The following is an 18,285-nucleotide window of genomic DNA, read 5'->3' on the forward strand; positions in this document are numbered from 1 at the left end:
CCGCCCCCGCGCGATGCGGGGACGGGCCGGACGTGGTGGGTCAGAACCGCCTGGTCACAGGCTGATCGCTACTGCTCGACCGATCAGTTGTCGACCGGGCGGACCCGGATCCAGGTCTCCAGGTAGTTCGAGGACTCGTTCTCGACCTCGATGCTGGTACCGGTCTTCGGGACGTCCACGCCGCTGTACGGGTTGTCCTTGGACCACCACGACTTCAGGTCCGAGAACTCGTCGACACCCTTGGCCTTCGGGACGATCGTCTCGACGCCGTTCTTGTGCAGGGTCAGCTGGCTGGTCTTGCGCGAGCCGAAGGTCGAGTCGTAACCCTGCATGCGCGGACGCAGCAGGGCGCCGTCGCTCCACTTGAGCGGGGTCGGGTGCGAGTCGATCGGCAGGATCAGACCGTGGCCCGGGTGGGCGCTGACGTTGTTGTTGGGCTGCGACTCGTCCCAGAACCAGATCAGCAGACCGGGCTGGTACGGGTAGTACTCGACCCACTTCGGCCGGCTGTTGCCCCAACCGAAGTTGTACGGGCCGGTCTTCAGGGTCTGGTCGAAGGAGACGTACTGGCGGTTCTCCGCGATGTAGTACTGCCCGTAGTCCTTGGTGTAGCTGCCGGCGAAGCGGGTGAAGCCCTTGGCCACCCAGCCGTTGTCACCGTTCTCGACGTCGTCGCTGAAGATCGTCGAACCGTCGGCGGTCACCGAGATGTCGTCGACGGCGAAGCCGCGGTAGTGCAGGCCACCGTCGGTGGTGTTGTGGAAGCGGACCTTGACGGCCTTGCCGGCGTAGGCGTCCAGCGAGAAGGACACGTCGCCCCAGGCGGCGGTGAGGCCGGTCAGGGCCGCGCGGCCGCCGGCGTCCTTCGTGATCGGCTTGCCGTTCCAGGTGCCGTCCAGGGCGGTCCAGTTGGTGCCGCCGTCGGTGGAGACCTCGGCGAAGGCGTAGTCGAAGTTCGCCTCCAGCTCGTACCAGGCCTTGGCGTTCAGGCTGGCCTTGGTCTTGCCGGTCAGGTCGATGTCACGGGTGAGCGTGACGTTCAGGTTGTCGGCGCTGCCGCTCCACCACTCGCTCTTGCCCGAAGCGGGCTTGTTGATGTCGGTGGGGATGGTCTTCTTCGGCAGCTCGACGACCAGGGCCTGCGGGAGGCTGCTGTTGTACTCGACCGGGCCGATGTGGTGGGTCGACTCGGTGCCGGCCTTGGCCTTGTCGAACTTCAGCCAGCCGAGCTTGAGCTTGCTCCAGGCGTCGAGGTCGTTCGGCATGTCGCCGATGGCGCCCTTGCCCTCGCCGAGCCAGGAACCGGAGGACATCAGCGACCAGAAGCCGACCGAGTTGTCGATGCCGGTGCCGGCGGTGTCGTAGAGGTCCGGCAGACCGAGGTCGTGGCCGTACTCGTGGGCGAAGACGCCGAGGCCGCCGTTCTCCGGCTGCATCGTGTAGTCGCCGATCCAGAAGCCGGAGTCGCCGACCTGGACGCCGCCGAGCTTGTTGTCGGCCGGGCCCGCCTGGCCGTTCAGGTTGCCGTAGGCGTACGCGCGGTGGGCCCACAGGGCCTTGCTGCCCTGCTTGCCGCCGCCGGCCGACTTGTCCTCACCGGCGTGCACGATCTGGAAGTGGTCGATGTACCCGTCGGGCTGGTTGAAGTTCCCGTCGTTGTGGGAACCGTAGCGGTCCCACTGGTCGTACGACGCCAGGGTGGCCTTGACCTGCTCCTTGGTCTGGCCCTTGGCGATCTGGTCCTTGTACCAGATGTCCACGGCGTCGCGGATCAGGTCCTGGGCGCTGTCGCAGACGTTGGAGCCGCAGTAGTCCGAGCCGTACCGGGCCTCGTTCCACGGCACCCGCACCCAGTCCGAGACCACGCCGTCGACCGAGTAGCGGCCCGAGGACTGCTTCTCGTAGAAGGTCTTCAGCGAGGGCTTGTCCTTGGAGAAGTACAGCTCCTGGAAGTGCTGCTGGTTGTAGTCGGCCTGCCAGGCGGTCGAGTTGTCGTTGGCGCGGTCCGGCTTCTCGATCTCGTTGTGCTTCGGGCCGGCCTCACCGCCGTACATGACCTTGCCGTCTGCGGTCTTGGTGGTGTTGTCCACCTGGTCGCCGAAGTCGACGAGGATGGTGAAGATCTTGTCCGTGCGCTCGCGACCGAGCTCCACGTACTTGTCCTTGCCCAGCTTGATGCTGCTGCTGCCGTTGTGCTGCTCGACCTGGGCGGTGCCCGCGATCAGCTGCTCGGTGGCGGCCTTCTGCTCGGCCTCGACCTTCTCGGTCAGCGGGCCCGGCAGGTTGTGCTCGATGTTGGCGGACTGGACGGCGTCGGCCGGGTCCCTGGGTGCGGGAGCCGAGCCCGCGGCGACGGCGGTGGCCGGGAACAGGCCCGCGCCGAGCGCGACTATGACCGCTGCGGCCGTGGCAGCCGCAGCGGATCTCCTGATGTTCTTCAAAGTTGTGACGTCCTCCCCGACCGGGGCCAGCTCTTGGCCAAAGCCCGGCAAACCAAAATGAAAGACAGGTGGACGTCATTTGATACAAGCGTGGACAAAAAAGATAGCCCTTGACCATGACATGGCCACGGCGCTATCCTGCGCAACTTCCCATCAGCTGACCATATGTCAACCGTATGTCCGTTAAAGCTTACTGAGAAATCGGACGCACCCGCACCAGCCCGCCGCGAGGCCATCCGCCCTCGCCCACGGGCACCCCCGGTCCGGCCGGCCGGAACGCACCGAGCCCCCGGCGCGGACGCCGGGGGCTCGGTAGCTGTGAAGTTGTCTGTTAAATGTTGCTACTTCGTCAGGTCCGGACCGGACGAGGCGACCTCGGCCGGGGTGTCCGCGACGGCCGACTTCTCCTCACCGCGGAAGGTGAACTTGGCCTCCTTGCCCTCACCCTCGACACCGACGACCACGATGTGGCCGGCCCGCAGTTCGCCGAAGAGGATCTTCTCGGAGAGGTGGTCCTCGATCTCGCGCTGGATGGTGCGACGCAGCGGCCGGGCACCCAGGATCGGGTCGTAGCCGCGCTTGGCCAGCAGCTTCTTGGCCTCGACGCTGAGCTCCAGGCCCATGTCCTTGTCCTTGAGGCGGCCGTCCACCTTGTCGATCATCAGGTCGACGATCTGGATGATGTCTTCCTCGGACAGCTGGTGGAACACCACGATGTCGTCGACGCGGTTCAGGAACTCGGGGCGGAAGTGCTGCTTGAGCTCCTCGCCGACCTTCGCCTTCATCCGCTCGTACCCGGTCGTGGAGTCACCCGTGGCCGCGAAGCCCAGGTTGAAGCCCTTGGAGATGTCCCGGGTGCCGAGGTTGGTCGTCATGATGATGACGGTGTTCTTGAAGTCGACCACGCGGCCCTGGGAGTCGGTCAGGCGACCGTCCTCCAGGATCTGCAGCAGCGAGTTGAAGATGTCCGGGTGGGCCTTCTCGACCTCGTCGAAGAGGACGACGGAGAACGGCTTGCGGCGGACCTTCTCGGTCAGCTGGCCGCCCTCCTCGTAGCCCACGTACCCGGGGGGCGAACCGAAGAGCCGGGAGACGGTGTGCTTCTCGGAGAACTCGGACATGTCGAGCGCGATCAGCGCGTCCTCGTCGCCGAAGAGGAACTCGGCGAGCGTCTTGGACAGCTCGGTCTTACCGACGCCGGACGGGCCGGCGAAGATGAACGAGCCGCCGGGGCGCTTCGGGTCCTTGAGGCCCGCACGGGTGCGCCGGATGGCCTGGGAGAGCGCCTTGATGGCGTCCTTCTGGCCGATGACGCGCTTGTGCAGCTCGTCCTCCATGCGCAGCAGTCGCGAGGTCTCCTCCTCGGTCAGCTTGAAGACCGGGATGCCGGTGGCGGTGGCCAGGACCTCGGCGATGAGCTCCTCGTTGACCTCCGCGACGACGTCCATGTCGCCGGCCTTCCACTCCTTCTCGCGCTTGGCCTTGGCCTGGAGGAGCTGCTTCTCGTCGTCGCGCAGGGACGCGGCCTTCTCGAAGTCCTGCGCGTCGATCGCGCTCTCCTTCTCGCGGCGCACGTCGGCGATCTTCTCGTCGAACTCGCGCAGGTCCGGCGGCGCGGTCATCCGGCGGATGCGCATTCGGGAGCCGGCCTCGTCGATCAGGTCGATCGCCTTGTCCGGCAGGAAGCGGTCCGAGATGTAGCGGTCGGCCAGGGTGGCGGCGGCGACCAGCGCGGAGTCCGTGATGGAGACCCGGTGGTGGGCCTCGTAGCGGTCGCGCAGACCCTTGAGGATCTCGATGGTGTGCGGCAGCGACGGCTCGGCGACCTGGATCGGCTGGAAGCGGCGCTCCAGCGCGGCGTCCTTCTCCAGGTGCTTGCGGTACTCGTCCAAGGTGGTGGCACCGATGGTCTGCAGCTCGCCGCGGGCCAGCATCGGCTTGAGGATGCTGGCGGCGTCGATGGCGCCCTCGGCGGCGCCCGCGCCGACCAGGGTGTGCAGCTCGTCGATGAACAGGATGATGTCGCCGCGGGTGCGGATCTCCTTGAGCACCTTCTTCAGGCGCTCCTCGAAGTCACCGCGGTAGCGCGAGCCGGCCACCAGGGCGCCCAGGTCCAGCGTGTAGAGCTGCTTGTCCTTGAGCGTCTCCGGGACCTCGCCCTTGACGATCGCCTGCGCCAGGCCCTCGACCACGGCGGTCTTGCCCACGCCGGGCTCGCCGATCAGGACCGGGTTGTTCTTGGTGCGGCGGGACAGCACCTGCATGACCCGCTCGATCTCCTTCTCGCGCCCGATGACCGGGTCGAGCTTGGCCTCGCGGGCGGCCTGGGTGAGGTTGCGGCCGAACTGGTCCAGGACCAGCGAGGTCGACGGGGTGCCCTCGGCGGGCCCGCCGGCCGTGGCCGACTCCTTGCCGCCGCCGGTCTGGTAGCCGGAGAGCAGCTGGATGACCTGCTGGCGCACCCGGTTGAGGTCGGCGCCCAGCTTGACCAGGACCTGGGCGGCGACGCCCTCGCCCTCGCGGATCAGACCGAGCAGGATGTGCTCGGTGCCGATGTAGTTGTGGCCGAGCTGCAGCGCCTCCCGGAGCGACAGCTCCAGGACCTTCTTCGCCCGCGGGGTGAAGGGAATGTGGCCGGACGGGGCCTGCTGCCCCTGGCCGATGATCTCCTCGACCTGCTGGCGCACGGCCTCAAGGGAAATCCCGAGGCTCTCCAGGGCCTTGGCGGCGACGCCCTCGCCCTCGTGGATCAGACCCAGGAGGATGTGCTCGGTGCCGATGTAGTTGTGGTTGAGCATCCGGGCTTCTTCCTGAGCCAGGACGACAACCCGCCGCGCGCGGTCGGTGAACCTCTCGAACATCGTTTATCGCTCCTCAGAGCGGTCGGGCAGTTCGGGGTCGGTCCCCGCCCTGTCCTTCCGCATGCTAGTCCCGCTCAGCGGCGCGGCCCACGGATTCACTCCCCGGTACGGGAGCGAGATGCTGCGCGACCATCCGACACCAATCCCAACCTGATGCTGGGAAACGGTGTTCCCACAGGTGGCCCGGATGCACCGGATACCGCTACGCCATCGGCGAACAAGAACCGCCGGGGCGGAGCCGGGCCGTCTCCGGCCGGTCACGCATGCTGCCCCTGGACGGGTCCGAGAACCCGTCCACCTGCATTCATACCCGGTATCGGGGCGCTTCTCGCGCAGTTTCCGCGGTGGCGGTGTTCGCCTGGCGAGAAGTCGCGTCGCGGCGACGGCGGTTCGGCACGGCCGGTGCGGCAGGTACGCCGCCCGGTGGTGCCGGCGTTACCGCTTCGCCCTTACAGCGTTGCACAGCTCGTGATTGTTCCGCCGCCCGAGCCCGCGCCCCGGACGCCCCCCGGTACCGGTGCTGCTGCGGCCCCCGGGGTGCGCGCCGCGGGGCGCGGAGGAGAGTCCTCCGCGCCCCGCGCGTGTGTCGTCGGCGCCGTGTGCGGCCGCCGGGGCCCCGCATCCGCTCCGGCGTTCCGGCGGCGCCGGGGTCAGGACGCGTTGGCCTTGTCGTAGGCCTCGCGGACGGTGCTCGGCACCCGGCCGCGGTCGTTGACCTCCATGCCCTGCTCCTTGGCCCACGCGCGGATCTTCGCGGTGTCCGGCGCGCTGCCGGAGGGGCGCGGCGCGGTGCCGCGACCCGGGCGCCGCGGGCCGGCGAGCCGGCCGCTCTGCTTGCGGCCCTTCTCCACGTACGGCGCCAGCAGACCGCGCAGCTTGTCCGCGTTGGCGCTCTTCAGGTCGATCTCGTAGGCAACGCCGTCGAGCGCGAACGTCACCGTCTCGTCCGCCGAACCACCGTCGAGATCGTCTTCAAGAATGACCTGCACCCTCTGTGCCACGGGCTTCCCTTTCCGCTAAACGACCCATTGCCTAAGGAAAGGAAAGCGCCTTTCTCCGGAAAACACAAACCCTTGACCGGCGCGGAGCCGCTCAGAGGTGCAGCAGCATGCGCGAGTTGCCCAGTGTGTTGGGCTTCACCCGCTCCAGGTCAAGGAACTCCGCGACACCTTCATCGTACGAGCGGAGAAGTTCTTCATAGACATCCGTAGCGATCGCCGCCGGGTCTGTCGTACCATCATCGGTTTCCTGAAGCTCACCGATCTCGACGAAACCGTGTTTCGCGAAGAACGGAACCTCGAACGTCAAGCAGAAAATCCGACGGACGCCGAGCCAGCGTGCGGTCTGCAGCAGCTTCTCCAGCAGCAGATGTCCGACCCCGAAGCCCCGGCAGGACGGATCGACGGCGAGCGTGCGGACTTCGGCCAGGTCCTCCCACATCACGTGCAGGGCGCCGCAGGCCACCACCGCACCGGTGTCGTCGCGTTCGGCGACCCAGAACTCCTGGACGGATTCGAACAGTGTGACTGTGGGCTTGTCGAGCAGAATGCCGTTGCGTGAGTAGGCGTCGATGAGCCCGCGTACGGTCCGCACGTCCGTGGTCCGCGCACGGCGGATGGTGACCTCCATGGCCGGGACGTTATCGTGTCGCGCCCGGCGGGGTCTCCCCGGTATCCGGTCCCGGCTCCGCGGATTCGGCGGGGGCCGGATCCGACGGGAACAGAGCGGCGACCCGCAAGGCGTCCCGCAGTGCCTCGCGCTGGCCGGGCGACATCAGGCCGAAGAAGTGCACCAGGGCCGCGGCCGGATTGTCACTGGTGGCCCACGCGTCGTTCATCAGCGCCGCGGTGTACGCCTCGCGGGACGAGACCGGTTCATATCGATAGGCCCGGCCGACCCGCTCGCGGCGCAGCCAGCCCTTTCTGTGGAGCTTGTCCAGGACGGTCATCACCGTGGTGTACGCGATTTCGCGTTCCGACTGCAGATCCAGGAGAACCTCGCGAACCGTCACCGGTCGGTTCCACTGCCACACCCGGGTCATGATGGCGTTCTCAAGTTCACCGAGTTGCCGGACCATAGTGCGGCCAGGATAGGGAGTGAATGGGGCAAATCTTGTGAAGTGCGCCAAACCGGCGCGCCGCCACCCCCGGAATCGGGAATGGCGGCGCGTCGGTGGTTCGGCGGCTGACGGTGTCAGTCGCGGGTTCGCTCGCGGGTCAGTCGAGGTCTTCCTTGGCCTTCTGGGCTCCGCCCTGGCTGCGGATGATGGCCCGCACCAGGAATCCGAAGCCGATCGCCATGACCAGCGGCGGCACGATCGCGCTGACGTAGTCCATCAGTCACTCCTCCTCGGTCTTCTCCGCCGTCGCGGCGGAAGCCTTCGCCTCCGGCTTCACCAGCGGGAAGAGCACGGTCTCCCGGATGTTCTTGCCGGTCAGCAGCATGATCAGGCGGTCCACCCCGAGGCCGAGGCCGCCGGTCGGCGGCATCGCGTACTCCAGGGCCCGCAGGAAGTCCTCGTCGATCTGCATCGCCTCGACGTCGCCGCCGGCCGCCAGCAGGGACTGCGCGGTCAGGCGGGCGCGCTGCTCGACCGGGTCGACCAGCTCGGAGTAGGCGGTGCCGATCTCGGTACCGAAGATCACCAGGTCCCACTTCTCGGCCACGCCCGGCACCGAGCGGTGCTGGCGGGTCAGCGGGGAGACCTCGGTCGGGTAGTCCTTGATGAAGGTCGGCCGGACGGCGTTCTCCTCCAGCAGGCGCTCGACCATCTCCAGCACGATCTGACCGTGGCCCCAGTCCTTGTCGAACGGGATGCCGTGGTCGAAGGCCAGCTTGCGCAGCTCCTCGACGCCGGTCTCCGGGGTGACCTCGACGCCCAGGCGGGCGGAGATGCCCGGGTAGACGGAGACCTCCTCCCACGGCTCGGCCAGGTCGATCTCGTGCTCCACGCCGTGCGCGTCCAGGCCCTTGATCACCGTGGTGCCCAGCGCGTCCCGGGCCGCGTTGACGATCGTCTCGCGGATCAGCTCGGCCTGGGTGTCGTAGTCGCCGTACGCCTCGTACGACTCCAGCGAGGTGAACTCCGGGTTGTGGGTGGAGTCCGCGCCCTCGTTGCGGAAGTTGCGGTTGATCTCGAAGACCTTCTCGGCGCCGCCGACCACCAGCCGCTTGAGGTACAGCTCGGGGGCGATGCGCATGTAGAGGTCGATGTCGTACGCGTTGATGTGCGTCTTGAACGGGCGGGCGTTGGCGCCGCCGTGCACCGGCTGCAGCATCGGGGTCTCGACCTCGATGTAGCCGCGGTCCTCGTAGGTGCGGCGGATCGAGCGGACCACCTTGCTGCGCAGGTGCAGGATCTCGCGGGCCTCGGGGTTGACGATCAGGTCGACGTACCGCTGGCGGACCCGGGCCTCCGGGTCGGTCAGGCCCTTGTGCTTGTCCGGCAGCGGGCGCAGGCACTTGGCGGTGAGCTCCCAGCGGTCCACCATCACGGACAGCTCGCCGCGCTTGGAGGTGATCACCTCGCCCTCGACGCCGACCTGGTCGCCCAGGTCGATGTCCGTCTTCCAGGCCGCCAGCCGCTCCGCTCCCAGCTTGTCCAGGGAGAACATCACCTGGAGGTCGCCGGTGCCGTCGCGCAGCGTGGCGAAGCAGAGCTTGCCGCCGGTGCGGGAGAGGATCACCCGGCCGGTGACGCCGGCCCGCTCACCGGTCGCGGTGTCGGGCTCCAGGTCGGGGTGCTTGGCGCGCAGGTCCGCGATGGTGCTGGTGCGGGGGAAGCCGACCGGGTAGGGGTCGACACCGGCCGCCCGGAGCCGGTCCAGCTTCTCGCGCCGGACGCGCATCTGCTCGGGAAGGTCGTCGGTCGCGGGGATGGGGCTCTGATCGCTCACCCCACAAGGGTAGCCAGCCACACACCGTGCTCCGCCACGGGATAACGCAGGAGGGGGACCGCGTCGGCGGTCCCCCTCCTCGGGCGCGGGCGGCTCAGCCGGTGCCGGTGGCGAGTTCGATCTCGTCGGGATCCGGGGCGGCCGGGGGCGCGGGGTGGGCGGGGGGCTTGGGGCGGCGCCCGAAGAGTTCGGCCGGGGTGGGCATCCGGTGCGGGCGGGGCGGGTTCTGGGGGGCGGTGGGCCGCTCGGCGGGGGAGTCGGTGCTGCTCATCGTGATCCGTCCTCCAACAGGGGTGGGGAGACTGCTCGGGGGTGCGGCGGGGCTCGGTACGACGACGAGGTGGCGGTGCTGCCCGGTGGTGAGGGCGAGCCGTTCGCGGACGGCGGCCTCGGCCAGCGCGTGGCAGCGGCCGGCCAGCCGGGAGCGGCGGGCGCGTTCGCCGTGGCCGCACGGCTGGCGGGTCAGCCCGCGCAGCGCGGTGAGGTCCTCCGGGCCGGGCAGGTAGCCGTCGGTCACGGCCTCCTCCAGGCGTTCCAGGTAGCCGGGGGCACTGCCGGGCAGGGCTGCCCGGTAGCGCCCGAGGTCGGCGAGCAGGAAGGCGCGCAGCCGGCCGCCCTCCTGGACGGCCTCGTCGATCGCCTCGGTCAGACGCAGCGCGTCCTGGACGTCCTCCGCCCACAGCTCGGCGCCCGGCCCGGCGAACACCGGACGGTCGGGGAGCTGGAGGTGGACGGGGACGGCGGGGTGCAGGGCTTGGGCGAGGGCGCGGCGCAGCACGCGGACTTCGTCGGCGCTGAAGGCCATGCCGCCGCGCGATCCGTGTGGCGTAGGCATGGGCTGACACTACGTGAGGAATATCCGATTTGTCGGTAGCGTCGCGCCGACGCCCCACGTTCGGCCCGGCGGAATCGGCCGCGGGGGTGGGGGAGGACGCGCGTCGGCGCCCCCCGGACGGACCGGGGGGCGCCGACGGTGGGCCCTGGGGGCCGGTCAGGCCGGGCGGTTGCGCTCGAAGACCAGGCGCAGGCCGATCAGGGTGAGCCAGGGCTCGTGCACGTCGATGGTGGAGGCCTCGCCGAGGACCAGGGGGGCCAGCCCGCCGGTGGCGATCACCTGGACGTCGTCCGGGTCCTTGGACAGCTCCTTGGCCATCCGGTCGACCAGGCCGTCGACCTGGCCCGCGAAGCCGTACAGGATGCCGGACTGCATGCCCTCGACGGTGTTCTTGCCGATCACGTTGCGGGGCTTGGCCAGCTCGATCTTGCGCAGTTGGGCGCCGCGGAGGCCGAGCGCCTCGACCGAGATCTCGATGCCGGGGGCGATCGCGCCGCCCACGTAGTCGCCGCGGGCGTTGACGGCGTCGAAGGTGGTGGCGGTGCCGAAGTCGACCACGATGCACGGGCCGCCGTACAGGTGGTTGGCGGCCAGGGCGTTGACGATCCGGTCGGCGCCGACCTCCTTGGGGTTGTCCATCAGGACGTGCACCCCGGTCTTCACGCCGGGCTCCACGATCACCGCGGGGACGTCGCCGTAGTAGCGGCGGGTCACCTCGCGCAGCTCGTGGAGCACGGCGGGAACGGACGAGCAGATCGCCAGGCCCTCCACCGCGGCCTCCCGGACCGCAGTGTGGTTGCCCATCAACCCCTGTAGCAGCACTGCCAGTTCATCGGCCGTGCGGCGCGAATCGGTCGAGATCCGCCAATGTTCCACCACGTCCTCGCCGTCGAACAGGCCGAGCGTGGTCTGGGTGTTGCCGACGTCGATGGTGAGGAGCATGGGGCGCTTTCTGCGAGTCGGGACGAGGGTCAGGCGCGCAGGTCGAGGCCGATGTCCAGGATCGGCGAGGAGTGGGTGAGCGCGCCCACCGCCAGGTAGTCGACACCAGTCTGGGCGACCTCGCGCGCGGTGGCCAGGGTCAGGCCGCCGGAGGCCTCCAGCTTCGCCCGGCCGGCCACCAGCTCGACGGCCTCCTTCAGCTGCGGGACGGTGAAGTTGTCCAGCAGGATCAGGTCGGCCCCGGCCGCCAGCACCGGCGGGATCTGCTCCAGGGTGTCGACCTCGATCTCGACCGGCAGGTCGGGGTAGGCGGCCTTGACGGCCCGGAAGGCCTCGGCGACGCCGCCGGCCGCGACCACGTGGTTGTCCTTGACCAGGGCGGCGTCGGACAGGGCCATCCGGTGGTTGGCGCCGCCGCCGCAGCGCACCGCGAACTTCTCCAGCGCGCGCAGGCCCGGGGTCGTCTTGCGGGTGTCCCGGACGACGGCGCCGGTGCCCTCCAGGGCGTCGGCCCAGGCGCGGGTCGCGGTGGCGATGCCGGACAGGTGGCAGAGCAGGTTGAGCGCGCTGCGCTCGGCGGTGAGCAGGTCGCGGGTGTGGGAGCGGACCGACAGCAGCACCTGGCCGGCCTCGACCCGGTCGCCGTCCTGGACGTGCCGCTCGACCTCGAACTCCTCCTCGCAGATCAGCGAGACGACCGCCTCGGCGATCCGCAGGCCGGCCACCACACCGGCCTGGCGGGCGGTGAAGTCGGCGGTGGCGACGGCCTCGGCGGGCACGGTGGCCACCGAGGTGACGTCCTCGCCGCCGGCCAGGTCCTCGGCCAGCGCCAGGGTGGCGATGTCCTCGACCTCGATCGGGTCCAGTCCGGCCTGCTCCAGCAGCTCGGCCAACTGCGGGTCCAGGCCGGTCTCGTAGCCCTCGCCGTCCCCGCAGGCGCAGCCGTCGCCGCAGCCGCCCTGGGCGTCGGCCAGGGGGAGTTCCTCGTGGGAGTGGGTCATGGTTCTACTGCTCCTCAGGGGTGCTGACGGGGTCGCCGGAGGCGGTGAGGGTGGTGATCAGGTGGCGCCGCCAGTGGGCGTCGTCGCGCTCGGGGAAGTCCTCGCGCCAGTGGCAGCCGCGGGTCTCCTCGCGCTGCGCGGCGGCCGCGACCAGCGCGGTGGAGACCAGCAGCAGGTTGGCGGCCTCCCAGGTCTCCACCCGCGGGTCGGCGGGCTTCTCCTCGGCGACGTGCGCGTGGGCCTGCTCGGCGAGCAGGGCCAGCCCGGCGGCGGCGCCGGCCATCGAGGCGGCCGAGCGCAGCACGCCGGCGCCGCGCGACATCAGCCGCTGGATCTCGGCGCGCGACTCGGGGGCGGGCAGCGGCACCGGCCGTGCGGCGCGGGCGGCGGCGACGTCCACGGCGCGCTCGGGCAGCGCGCCGTGGCGGTGCCGGTCGGCGAGGTCGGCGGCGATCCCCTCGGCGAAGACCAGGCCCTCCAGCAGCGAGTTGGAGGCCAGCCGGTTGGCGCCGTGCACCCCGGTGCAGGCGACCTCGCCGCAGGCGTACAGGCCGGGGACGCTGGTGCGGCCGTGCCGGTCGGTGCGGATGCCGCCGGAGGCGTAGTGCGCGGCCGGGGCGACCGGGATCGGCTCGGTGACCGGGTCGATGCCGTGCGCGCGGCAGGAGGCGAGGATGGTCGGGAAGCGCTGCTCCCACATCTCGGCGCCGAAGTGCCGCCCGTCCAGGTACATGTGCTCGGCGCCCTGCTCCTGCATGCGCCGGGTGATCGCCTTGGCGACGATGTCGCGCGGGGCCAGTTCGGCCAGCTCGTGCTGCCCGAGCATGAAGCGGGTGCCGTGCGCGTCCACCAGGTGGGCGCCCTCGCCGCGGACCGCCTCGGAGACCAGCGGCTGCTGGCCCTCGGCCTCCGGGCCGAGCCAGAGCACGGTCGGGTGGAACTGGACGAACTCCAGGTCGGTGACGGCGGCGCCGGCCCGCAGGGCGAGCGCCACGCCGTCGCCGGTGGAGACCGCCGGGTTGGTGGTGGCGGAGAAGACCTGGCCCATGCCGCCGGTGGCGAGCACCACCGCGCGGGCCCGGACGGCGCCGACGCCGTCGCGCTGGCCCTCGCCCATCACGTGCAGGGTGAGGCCGGCGGCGTGCCCGTCGGCGTCGGTGAGCAGGTCGAGGACGAGGGCGTGCTCGATCAGCTCGACGCCGGGGTCGCTGCGGACGGCTTCCACCAGGGCTCGCGATATCTCGGCGCCGGTGGCGTCCCCGCCGGCGTGCGCGATCCGGCGGCGGTGGTGGCCGCCCTCGCGGGTGAGCAGGATCTCGCCGTCGGTGCCGCGGTCGAAGGCGGCGCCGACGGCGATCAGCCGGCGGACGGCGTCCGGGCCCTCGGTGACCAGGGTGCGCACGGCCTCCTCGTCACAGATCCCGGCGCCGGCCACCAGGGTGTCGTCCAGGTGCTGCGCGGGGGTGTCGCCCTCGCCCAGGGCGGCCGCGATGCCGCCCTGGGCCCAGCGGGTGGAGCCGTCGTCCAGCATCGCCTTGGTGACCACCATGGTCCGCAGACCGGCCTTGCGGGCGTTGAGGGCGACGGTGAGGCCGGCCACCCCGGAGCCGACCACGACCACGTCGGTGGTGGCGGTCCAGCCGGGGGCCGGGGCGGTGAGGCGGTGCGTGGCGGACATGGCGTCAGTGGCTCCTTCAGCGCGCGGCGGTCGGGGCCGCGCCGTTGCCGTCACCGTACGCCTCGTCGCCGCGGAGCAGTCCGGTGCCCTCCGGGGCCTCGGCGGGGTCGCCGCCCAGGCCGGTGATCCGGTTCCGCTCGTCCACGAAGACGATGCTCGGTGCGTAGCTCTTGGCCTCGGCCGTGTCCATCTGCCCGTAGGCGATGAGTATGACCAGGTCGCCGGGGTGGACCAGGCGGGCGGCGGCGCCGTTGATGCCGATCACGCCGGAGCCGCGCGGGCCGGCGATGGTGTAGGTCTCCAGCCGGGCGCCGTTGTTGATGTCGACGATGTGGACCAGCTCGCCGGGGAGCAGGTCGGCGGCGTCGAGCAGGTCCTCGTCCACCGTGACGGAGCCGACGTAGTGCAGGTCGGCCTGGGTCACGGTGGCCCGGTGGATCTTGGACTTGAGCATGGTGCGGAGCATTGCGGGTCACGCCTCCTGTGAGTGCATGCCTAAAGGGGAGCTCTTACCGAACGGTTCCGTGCTGGGTGGCCGGCTGCCCAGGTCCTGTCCGGCCGGACAGGACCTAGCGGCAGATGACGTGGACGTTGTCGATCAGGCGGGTGGAACCCACCGTCGCGGCGACGGCCAGCACCGCCGCGCCCTGGAAGTCGTCCGCCGCTTCGCTGAAGTCGTGCGGGTCGACCAGGGCGAGGTAGTCGAGGTTGATGCCTTCGGCCGCGTCCAGGACCGCCGAGGCGGCCTCGCGGACGGCCTTCGGGCCCTGGGCGGCGGCGTCCCGGCCGGCGAACAGCGCCTTGGAGAGGGCGAGGGCCTGCTCGCGCTCGTCGGCGGAGAGGTAGCGGTTGCGCGAGGAGCGCGCCAGCCCGTCCTCCTCGCGGGCGGTCGGCACCCCGACCACCTCGACGTCGAAGTCCAGGTCGGCGACCATCCGCTGGATGATCGCGAGCTGCTGCGCGTCCTTCTCGCCGAAGAACGCGAAGTCCGGGTCGGTGATGTGCAGCAGCTTGGCGACGACGGTCAGCACGCCGTCGAAGTGGCCGGGGCGGGTGGCGCCCTCGAAGCGCTCGCCCATCGGGCCGGCCGACAGGCGCACCTGCGGCCGGCCGTTCGGGTACACCTCGTCGACGGAGGGCGCGAACACCACGTCGGCGCCGTTCTCCTCGGCCAGCTTCACGTCCTCGTCCAGGCTGCGCGGGTAGCGTTCCAGGTCCTCGGCCGGGCCGAACTGCAGCGGGTTGACGAAGACCGTCACCGCGACCCGGCCCTCCTGACCGACCTGCTTGCGGGCGGCCCGGATCAGCGCGGCGTGGCCCTCGTGCAGCGCGCCCATGGTCATCACGACGGCGTTGTCGACCGGGCGCTCGTCCGGCCAGAACGCGGCCTCGAAGTCGTCCACGGTGCGGGTGACGACGGCCCGGTGGACCTTCGGCGCCCGCTGGGTCCTGACCGGCTGCTTTCCGCGTGCCATTAGCGATTCTCCTCGTTCAGTACGTCCAGCAGCGCCGCCGCCGACGCTTCGTCGATCGTCCCGTTGGCGAGCGCCCGCTGCGCGGTGGCGCGGGCCATCGCGCGGTAGGCTGCCGGGATGTCCGGGGACACCGTACTGAGCTGCGCCAGGTGGCGCCGCACGGTGCCCGCGTCGCCCCGGGCGACCGGGCCGGTGAGGGCCGCGTCGCCGGAGCGCAGGCTGTTGTCCAGGGCGGCGCCGAGCAGCGGGCCGAGCAGCCGGCCGGGCTCGGCGACGCCGGCCGTGCGCAGCAGGTCCATCGCCTGCGCGACCAGGGTGACCAGGTGGTTCGCGCCGTGCGCGAGGGCCGTGTGGTAGAGCGGGCGGACCTGCTCCGGCACCCACTCCGGCTCGCCGCCCATCTCCACCACCAGCGCCTCGGCGACCGGCCGCAGCTCCTCGGGGGCGGTCACCCCGAACGGGCAGCCGGCCAGCCGGTCCAGGTCGACGGAGGTGCCGGTGAAGGTCATCGCCGGGTGCAGCGCCAGCGGCAGCGCCCCGGCCCGGGTGGCGGGCTCCAGGATGCCGACGCCGTGCGCGCCGGAGGTGTGCACCAGCAGCTGCCCGGGGCGGACGGCGCCGGTCGCGGCGAGGCCGGCCACCAGGTCGGCCAGCGTGTCGTCCGGCACGGTGAGCAGCACCAGGTCGGCGGCGGCCAGCACCTGCGGCGGGGTGACGATCCGCACCCCCGGCAGCAGTGCCTCGGCGCGGCGGCGGGAGGTGGCGGACACCCCGGAGGCGGCGACCACGGTGTGCCCGGCGAGCTGCAGGGCGGCGCCCAGTGCCGGGCCGACCCGGCCGGTGCCGACCACGCCGACGGCCAGCCGGGCCGGGCGGTTGCCGGGGTCGGCCGGGTCGTCGGGGTAGCTCGGGTGGTTCGGGTCGTTCAGGTGGCTCGGATCGCCGAAGCCGTCGGCGAGCGGGGCGAACCCGCCGTCGGCGGCGTGGTCGGCACTGTCGGACGTGTTCACGGCCCGGCCCTCGTCCTTAGCTCCTCGTTCCGGTCCTCTTCGGGTACCGGACGTACCGGCCCATTCTACGGGCGCTCAGCCGGTCCTCCACGGGGTGCTCCACGGGGTCCTCCACGGGACGCCCGGGGGTGCCCGGGGCCGCTCAGTCCGTCGCCCCGGCCCGGATCAGCCCGGCCTCGTAGGCGAGCACCACGGCCTGGACCCGGTCGCGCAGGCCGAGCTTGGCCAGGATCCGGCCGACGTGGGTCTTCACGGTGGCCTCGGAGAGCACCAGCCGGGCCGCGATCTCGCCGTTCGACAGCCCCTGGGCGACCAGCAGGAACACCTCCCGCTCCCGCTCGGTCAGCGGCCCGAGGGCGTCCGAGCCGGGCGCGCTCTGCGGGGTCGGCAGCACCTCGGCGAAGCGGTCGATCATGCGGCGGGTGGTGGTCGGCGCGACCACCGCGTCCCCGCCGTGCACCGCGCGGATCGCGGCCACCAGCTCGGTCGGCGGGACGTCCTTGAGCAGGAAGCCGCTGGCGCCGGCCTTGAGCGCGGCGAAGGCGTACTCGTCCAGGTCGAAGGTGGTCAGGATGAGCACGTGCGGGGCGTTGGGTACGGGGCTGCCGTCCTCGGCCAGGCAGATCCGGCGGGTGGTCTGCACCCCGTCCAGGCGCGGCATCCGCACGTCCATCAGGATCACGTCCACCTGGGTGTGCCGCAGCTCCTCCAGGGCCCGGGCGCCGTCGCCGGCCTCGGCGACGATCTCGATGTCGCCCTGCGACTGCAGGATCATCCGGAAGCCGGTGCGCAGCAGTTCCTGGTCGTCGACGAGCATCACGCGGATGGTCAAGGTGGCTCCTTCAGGGGGCGTCGGGGGGACCGGGGGGTTAGTGGGCCGCCTTGAGCGGCAGGATGGCGCGGATCCGGAAGCCGCCGCCGGGGCGGGGGCCCACGTCGAGGCTGCCGCTGACCATGCCGACCCGCTCGCGCATGCCGATCAGGCCGTGGCCGAGGCCGTCCGCGCCGCCGACGGCCAGTTGCTCGTCGGTGCTGCCGCGGCCGTCGTCCTCGACCAGGACGGCCAGCTCGCGCTCGCCGAAGTCGACCGCGACCCGGGCGTGCACGTCGGGGCCGCCGTGCTTGCGGACGTTGGTCAGCGCCTCCTGGACGATCCGGTAGACCGTCAGCTCGACGCCGCGCGGCAGCTCGCGCGGATGCCCGGAGGTCGCGTAGTCCACCTGCAGCCCGGCCGTGCGGACCTGCTCCAGCAGCTCCGGCAGCTCCTCGACGCCCGGCTGTGGCACGTACTCCTCGGCGGTGTCGGCGGTGCGTAGCACGCCCAGCAGGCGGCGCATCTCGACCAGCGCCTGCCGGCCGGTGGACGCGATCGTGCCGAGCGCCTCCTTCGCCTGCTGCGGCGAGTTGTCGAGCACGTACGCGGCGCCGTCGGCCTGGACGATCATCACCGAGACGTTGTGTGCGACCACGTCGTGCAGCTCGCGGGCGATCCGGGCGCGCTCGGCGGCCACCGCCACCTTGGACTGGGCGTCCCGCTCGCGCTCCAGCCGGGCGGCGCGGTCTTCCAGCTCGGTCAGGTAGGCGCGGCGCACCCTGGTCAGCCGGCCCCATGCCCAGCACAGGATGAACGGGGTGCTCATCAGCAGCGTGATCAGCGCCGCCTCGCCGAAGGAGTACGGGCGGGTGTGGTAGTCCCCGGCGCCGTTGGCGACCGTCTTCAGCGGGTGGAGCTGCCAGAACACCAGGGGCCCGGCGGCCAGCCCGGCGACCAGTGCCAGCCGGGACGTCCACTTCTGGCCGAAGGCGGCGCCGGTGTACGCGAACACCAGGTAGGCGAGGGAGGAGGCGGCCGGGAGGACGTCGGCGGCCACCTGGCCGAGGCCGAGGCCGGTGGCGGCCGCCACGGTGACGTCGGGGAAGCGTCGGCGGAAGACCATCAGCGCGGGCAGCAGCACCGCGATCAGGATCTGTGCGTCGAAGCGCCAGCCGTCGCTGAAACTGTCGTTCGGCAGCAGGCCGACGAAGAGCACCATCGCAGCCCAGGCGGCGTCGACCACCACGGGGTGACGGCGGAGCCAGGCGTTGAGTCGATGCACGTCTCCAGCCTAGGCAGTCACCTGGCGTGTTCAGGTCCGCCGGTAGGGCG

15 protein-coding genes are annotated in these 18,285 nt (G+C 71.2%); all 15 read right to left on the reverse strand.

All coding sequences use genetic code 11. The features are described from left to right. Window positions 1–83: 83 nt before the first annotated feature. The 15 genes from ACFVHI_RS11405 to ACFVHI_RS11475 all read right to left on the reverse strand — a co-directional run bounded on the left by ACFVHI_RS11405 (window position 84) and on the right by ACFVHI_RS11475 (window position 18,235). The gene (locus ACFVHI_RS11405) at window positions 84–2,441 is read right to left on the reverse strand and encodes an immune inhibitor A domain-containing protein (RefSeq protein ID WP_063348823.1); all 2,358 of its coding nucleotides are present in this window, start codon (window positions 2,439–2,441) and stop codon (window positions 84–86) included. A 341-nt stretch (window positions 2,442–2,782) separates the two neighbouring features. Further along, window positions 2,783–5,302, reverse strand: a complete 2,520-nt coding sequence (locus ACFVHI_RS11410; protein ID WP_063348824.1) for an ATP-dependent Clp protease ATP-binding subunit — start codon at window positions 5,300–5,302, stop codon at window positions 2,783–2,785. Window positions 5,303–5,952: 650 nt separating this feature from the next. After that, the gene (locus tag ACFVHI_RS11415; RefSeq protein WP_063348825.1) at window positions 5,953–6,303 is read right to left on the reverse strand and encodes an Lsr2 family protein; all 351 of its coding nucleotides are present in this window, start codon (window positions 6,301–6,303) and stop codon (window positions 5,953–5,955) included. Between the two features lie 91 nt (window positions 6,304–6,394). Continuing rightward, entirely contained in the window at window positions 6,395–6,931 is a 537-nt protein-coding gene (locus ACFVHI_RS11420) for an amino-acid N-acetyltransferase (RefSeq protein ID WP_063348826.1), read from the reverse strand. 10 nt (window positions 6,932–6,941) lie between these two features. Beyond that, entirely contained in the window at window positions 6,942–7,379 is a 438-nt protein-coding gene (locus tag ACFVHI_RS11425) for a BlaI/MecI/CopY family transcriptional regulator (protein ID WP_079135797.1), read from the reverse strand. 262 nt (window positions 7,380–7,641) lie between these two features. Continuing rightward, the gene (gene lysX, locus ACFVHI_RS11430; protein WP_079135798.1) at window positions 7,642–9,198 is read right to left on the reverse strand and encodes a bifunctional lysylphosphatidylglycerol synthetase/lysine--tRNA ligase LysX; all 1,557 of its coding nucleotides are present in this window, start codon (window positions 9,196–9,198) and stop codon (window positions 7,642–7,644) included. Window positions 9,199–9,292: 94 nt separating this feature from the next. Continuing rightward, on the reverse strand, window positions 9,293–10,033 hold the full coding sequence (locus ACFVHI_RS11435; RefSeq protein WP_079135799.1) for a hypothetical protein: 741 nt from the start codon (window positions 10,031–10,033) through the stop codon (window positions 9,293–9,295). 156 nt (window positions 10,034–10,189) lie between these two features. Then, on the reverse strand, window positions 10,190–10,975 hold the full coding sequence (locus ACFVHI_RS11440; protein ID WP_063348829.1) for a type III pantothenate kinase: 786 nt from the start codon (window positions 10,973–10,975) through the stop codon (window positions 10,190–10,192). Window positions 10,976–11,004: 29 nt separating this feature from the next. Continuing rightward, window positions 11,005–11,976: a carboxylating nicotinate-nucleotide diphosphorylase gene (gene nadC / locus ACFVHI_RS11445; protein ID WP_380338068.1), complete on the reverse strand. Its 972-nt coding sequence runs from the start codon at window positions 11,974–11,976 to the stop codon at window positions 11,005–11,007. A gap of 4 nt (window positions 11,977–11,980) precedes the next feature. After that, window positions 11,981–13,654, reverse strand: a complete 1,674-nt coding sequence (locus ACFVHI_RS11450) for an L-aspartate oxidase (protein WP_063348831.1) — start codon at window positions 13,652–13,654, stop codon at window positions 11,981–11,983. Between the two features lie 16 nt (window positions 13,655–13,670). After that, complete coding sequence (gene panD, locus ACFVHI_RS11455; protein WP_380338071.1) at window positions 13,671–14,120, reverse strand: aspartate 1-decarboxylase; 450 nt, start codon at window positions 14,118–14,120, stop codon at window positions 13,671–13,673. A gap of 103 nt (window positions 14,121–14,223) precedes the next feature. Next, window positions 14,224–15,129, reverse strand: a complete 906-nt coding sequence (gene panC, locus ACFVHI_RS11460; protein ID WP_380338074.1) for a pantoate--beta-alanine ligase — start codon at window positions 15,127–15,129, stop codon at window positions 14,224–14,226. Further along, window positions 15,129–16,058, reverse strand: coding sequence for a Rossmann-like and DUF2520 domain-containing protein (locus ACFVHI_RS11465; protein WP_380338170.1), 930 nt, complete (start codon window positions 16,056–16,058; stop codon window positions 15,129–15,131). The genes panC and ACFVHI_RS11465 overlap by 1 nt, the downstream gene beginning before the upstream one ends. A 223-nt stretch (window positions 16,059–16,281) precedes the next feature. Next, complete coding sequence (locus ACFVHI_RS11470; protein WP_063348833.1) at window positions 16,282–16,971, reverse strand: response regulator transcription factor; 690 nt, start codon at window positions 16,969–16,971, stop codon at window positions 16,282–16,284. 37 nt (window positions 16,972–17,008) lie between these two features. Continuing rightward, on the reverse strand, window positions 17,009–18,235 hold the full coding sequence (locus ACFVHI_RS11475) for a sensor histidine kinase (RefSeq protein ID WP_063348834.1): 1,227 nt from the start codon (window positions 18,233–18,235) through the stop codon (window positions 17,009–17,011). Between the last annotated feature and the right edge of the window lie 50 nt (window positions 18,236–18,285).

Source organism: Kitasatospora sp. NPDC127121, assembly GCF_042677305.1.
Classification (GTDB): domain Bacteria; phylum Actinomycetota; class Actinomycetes; order Streptomycetales; family Streptomycetaceae; genus Kitasatospora.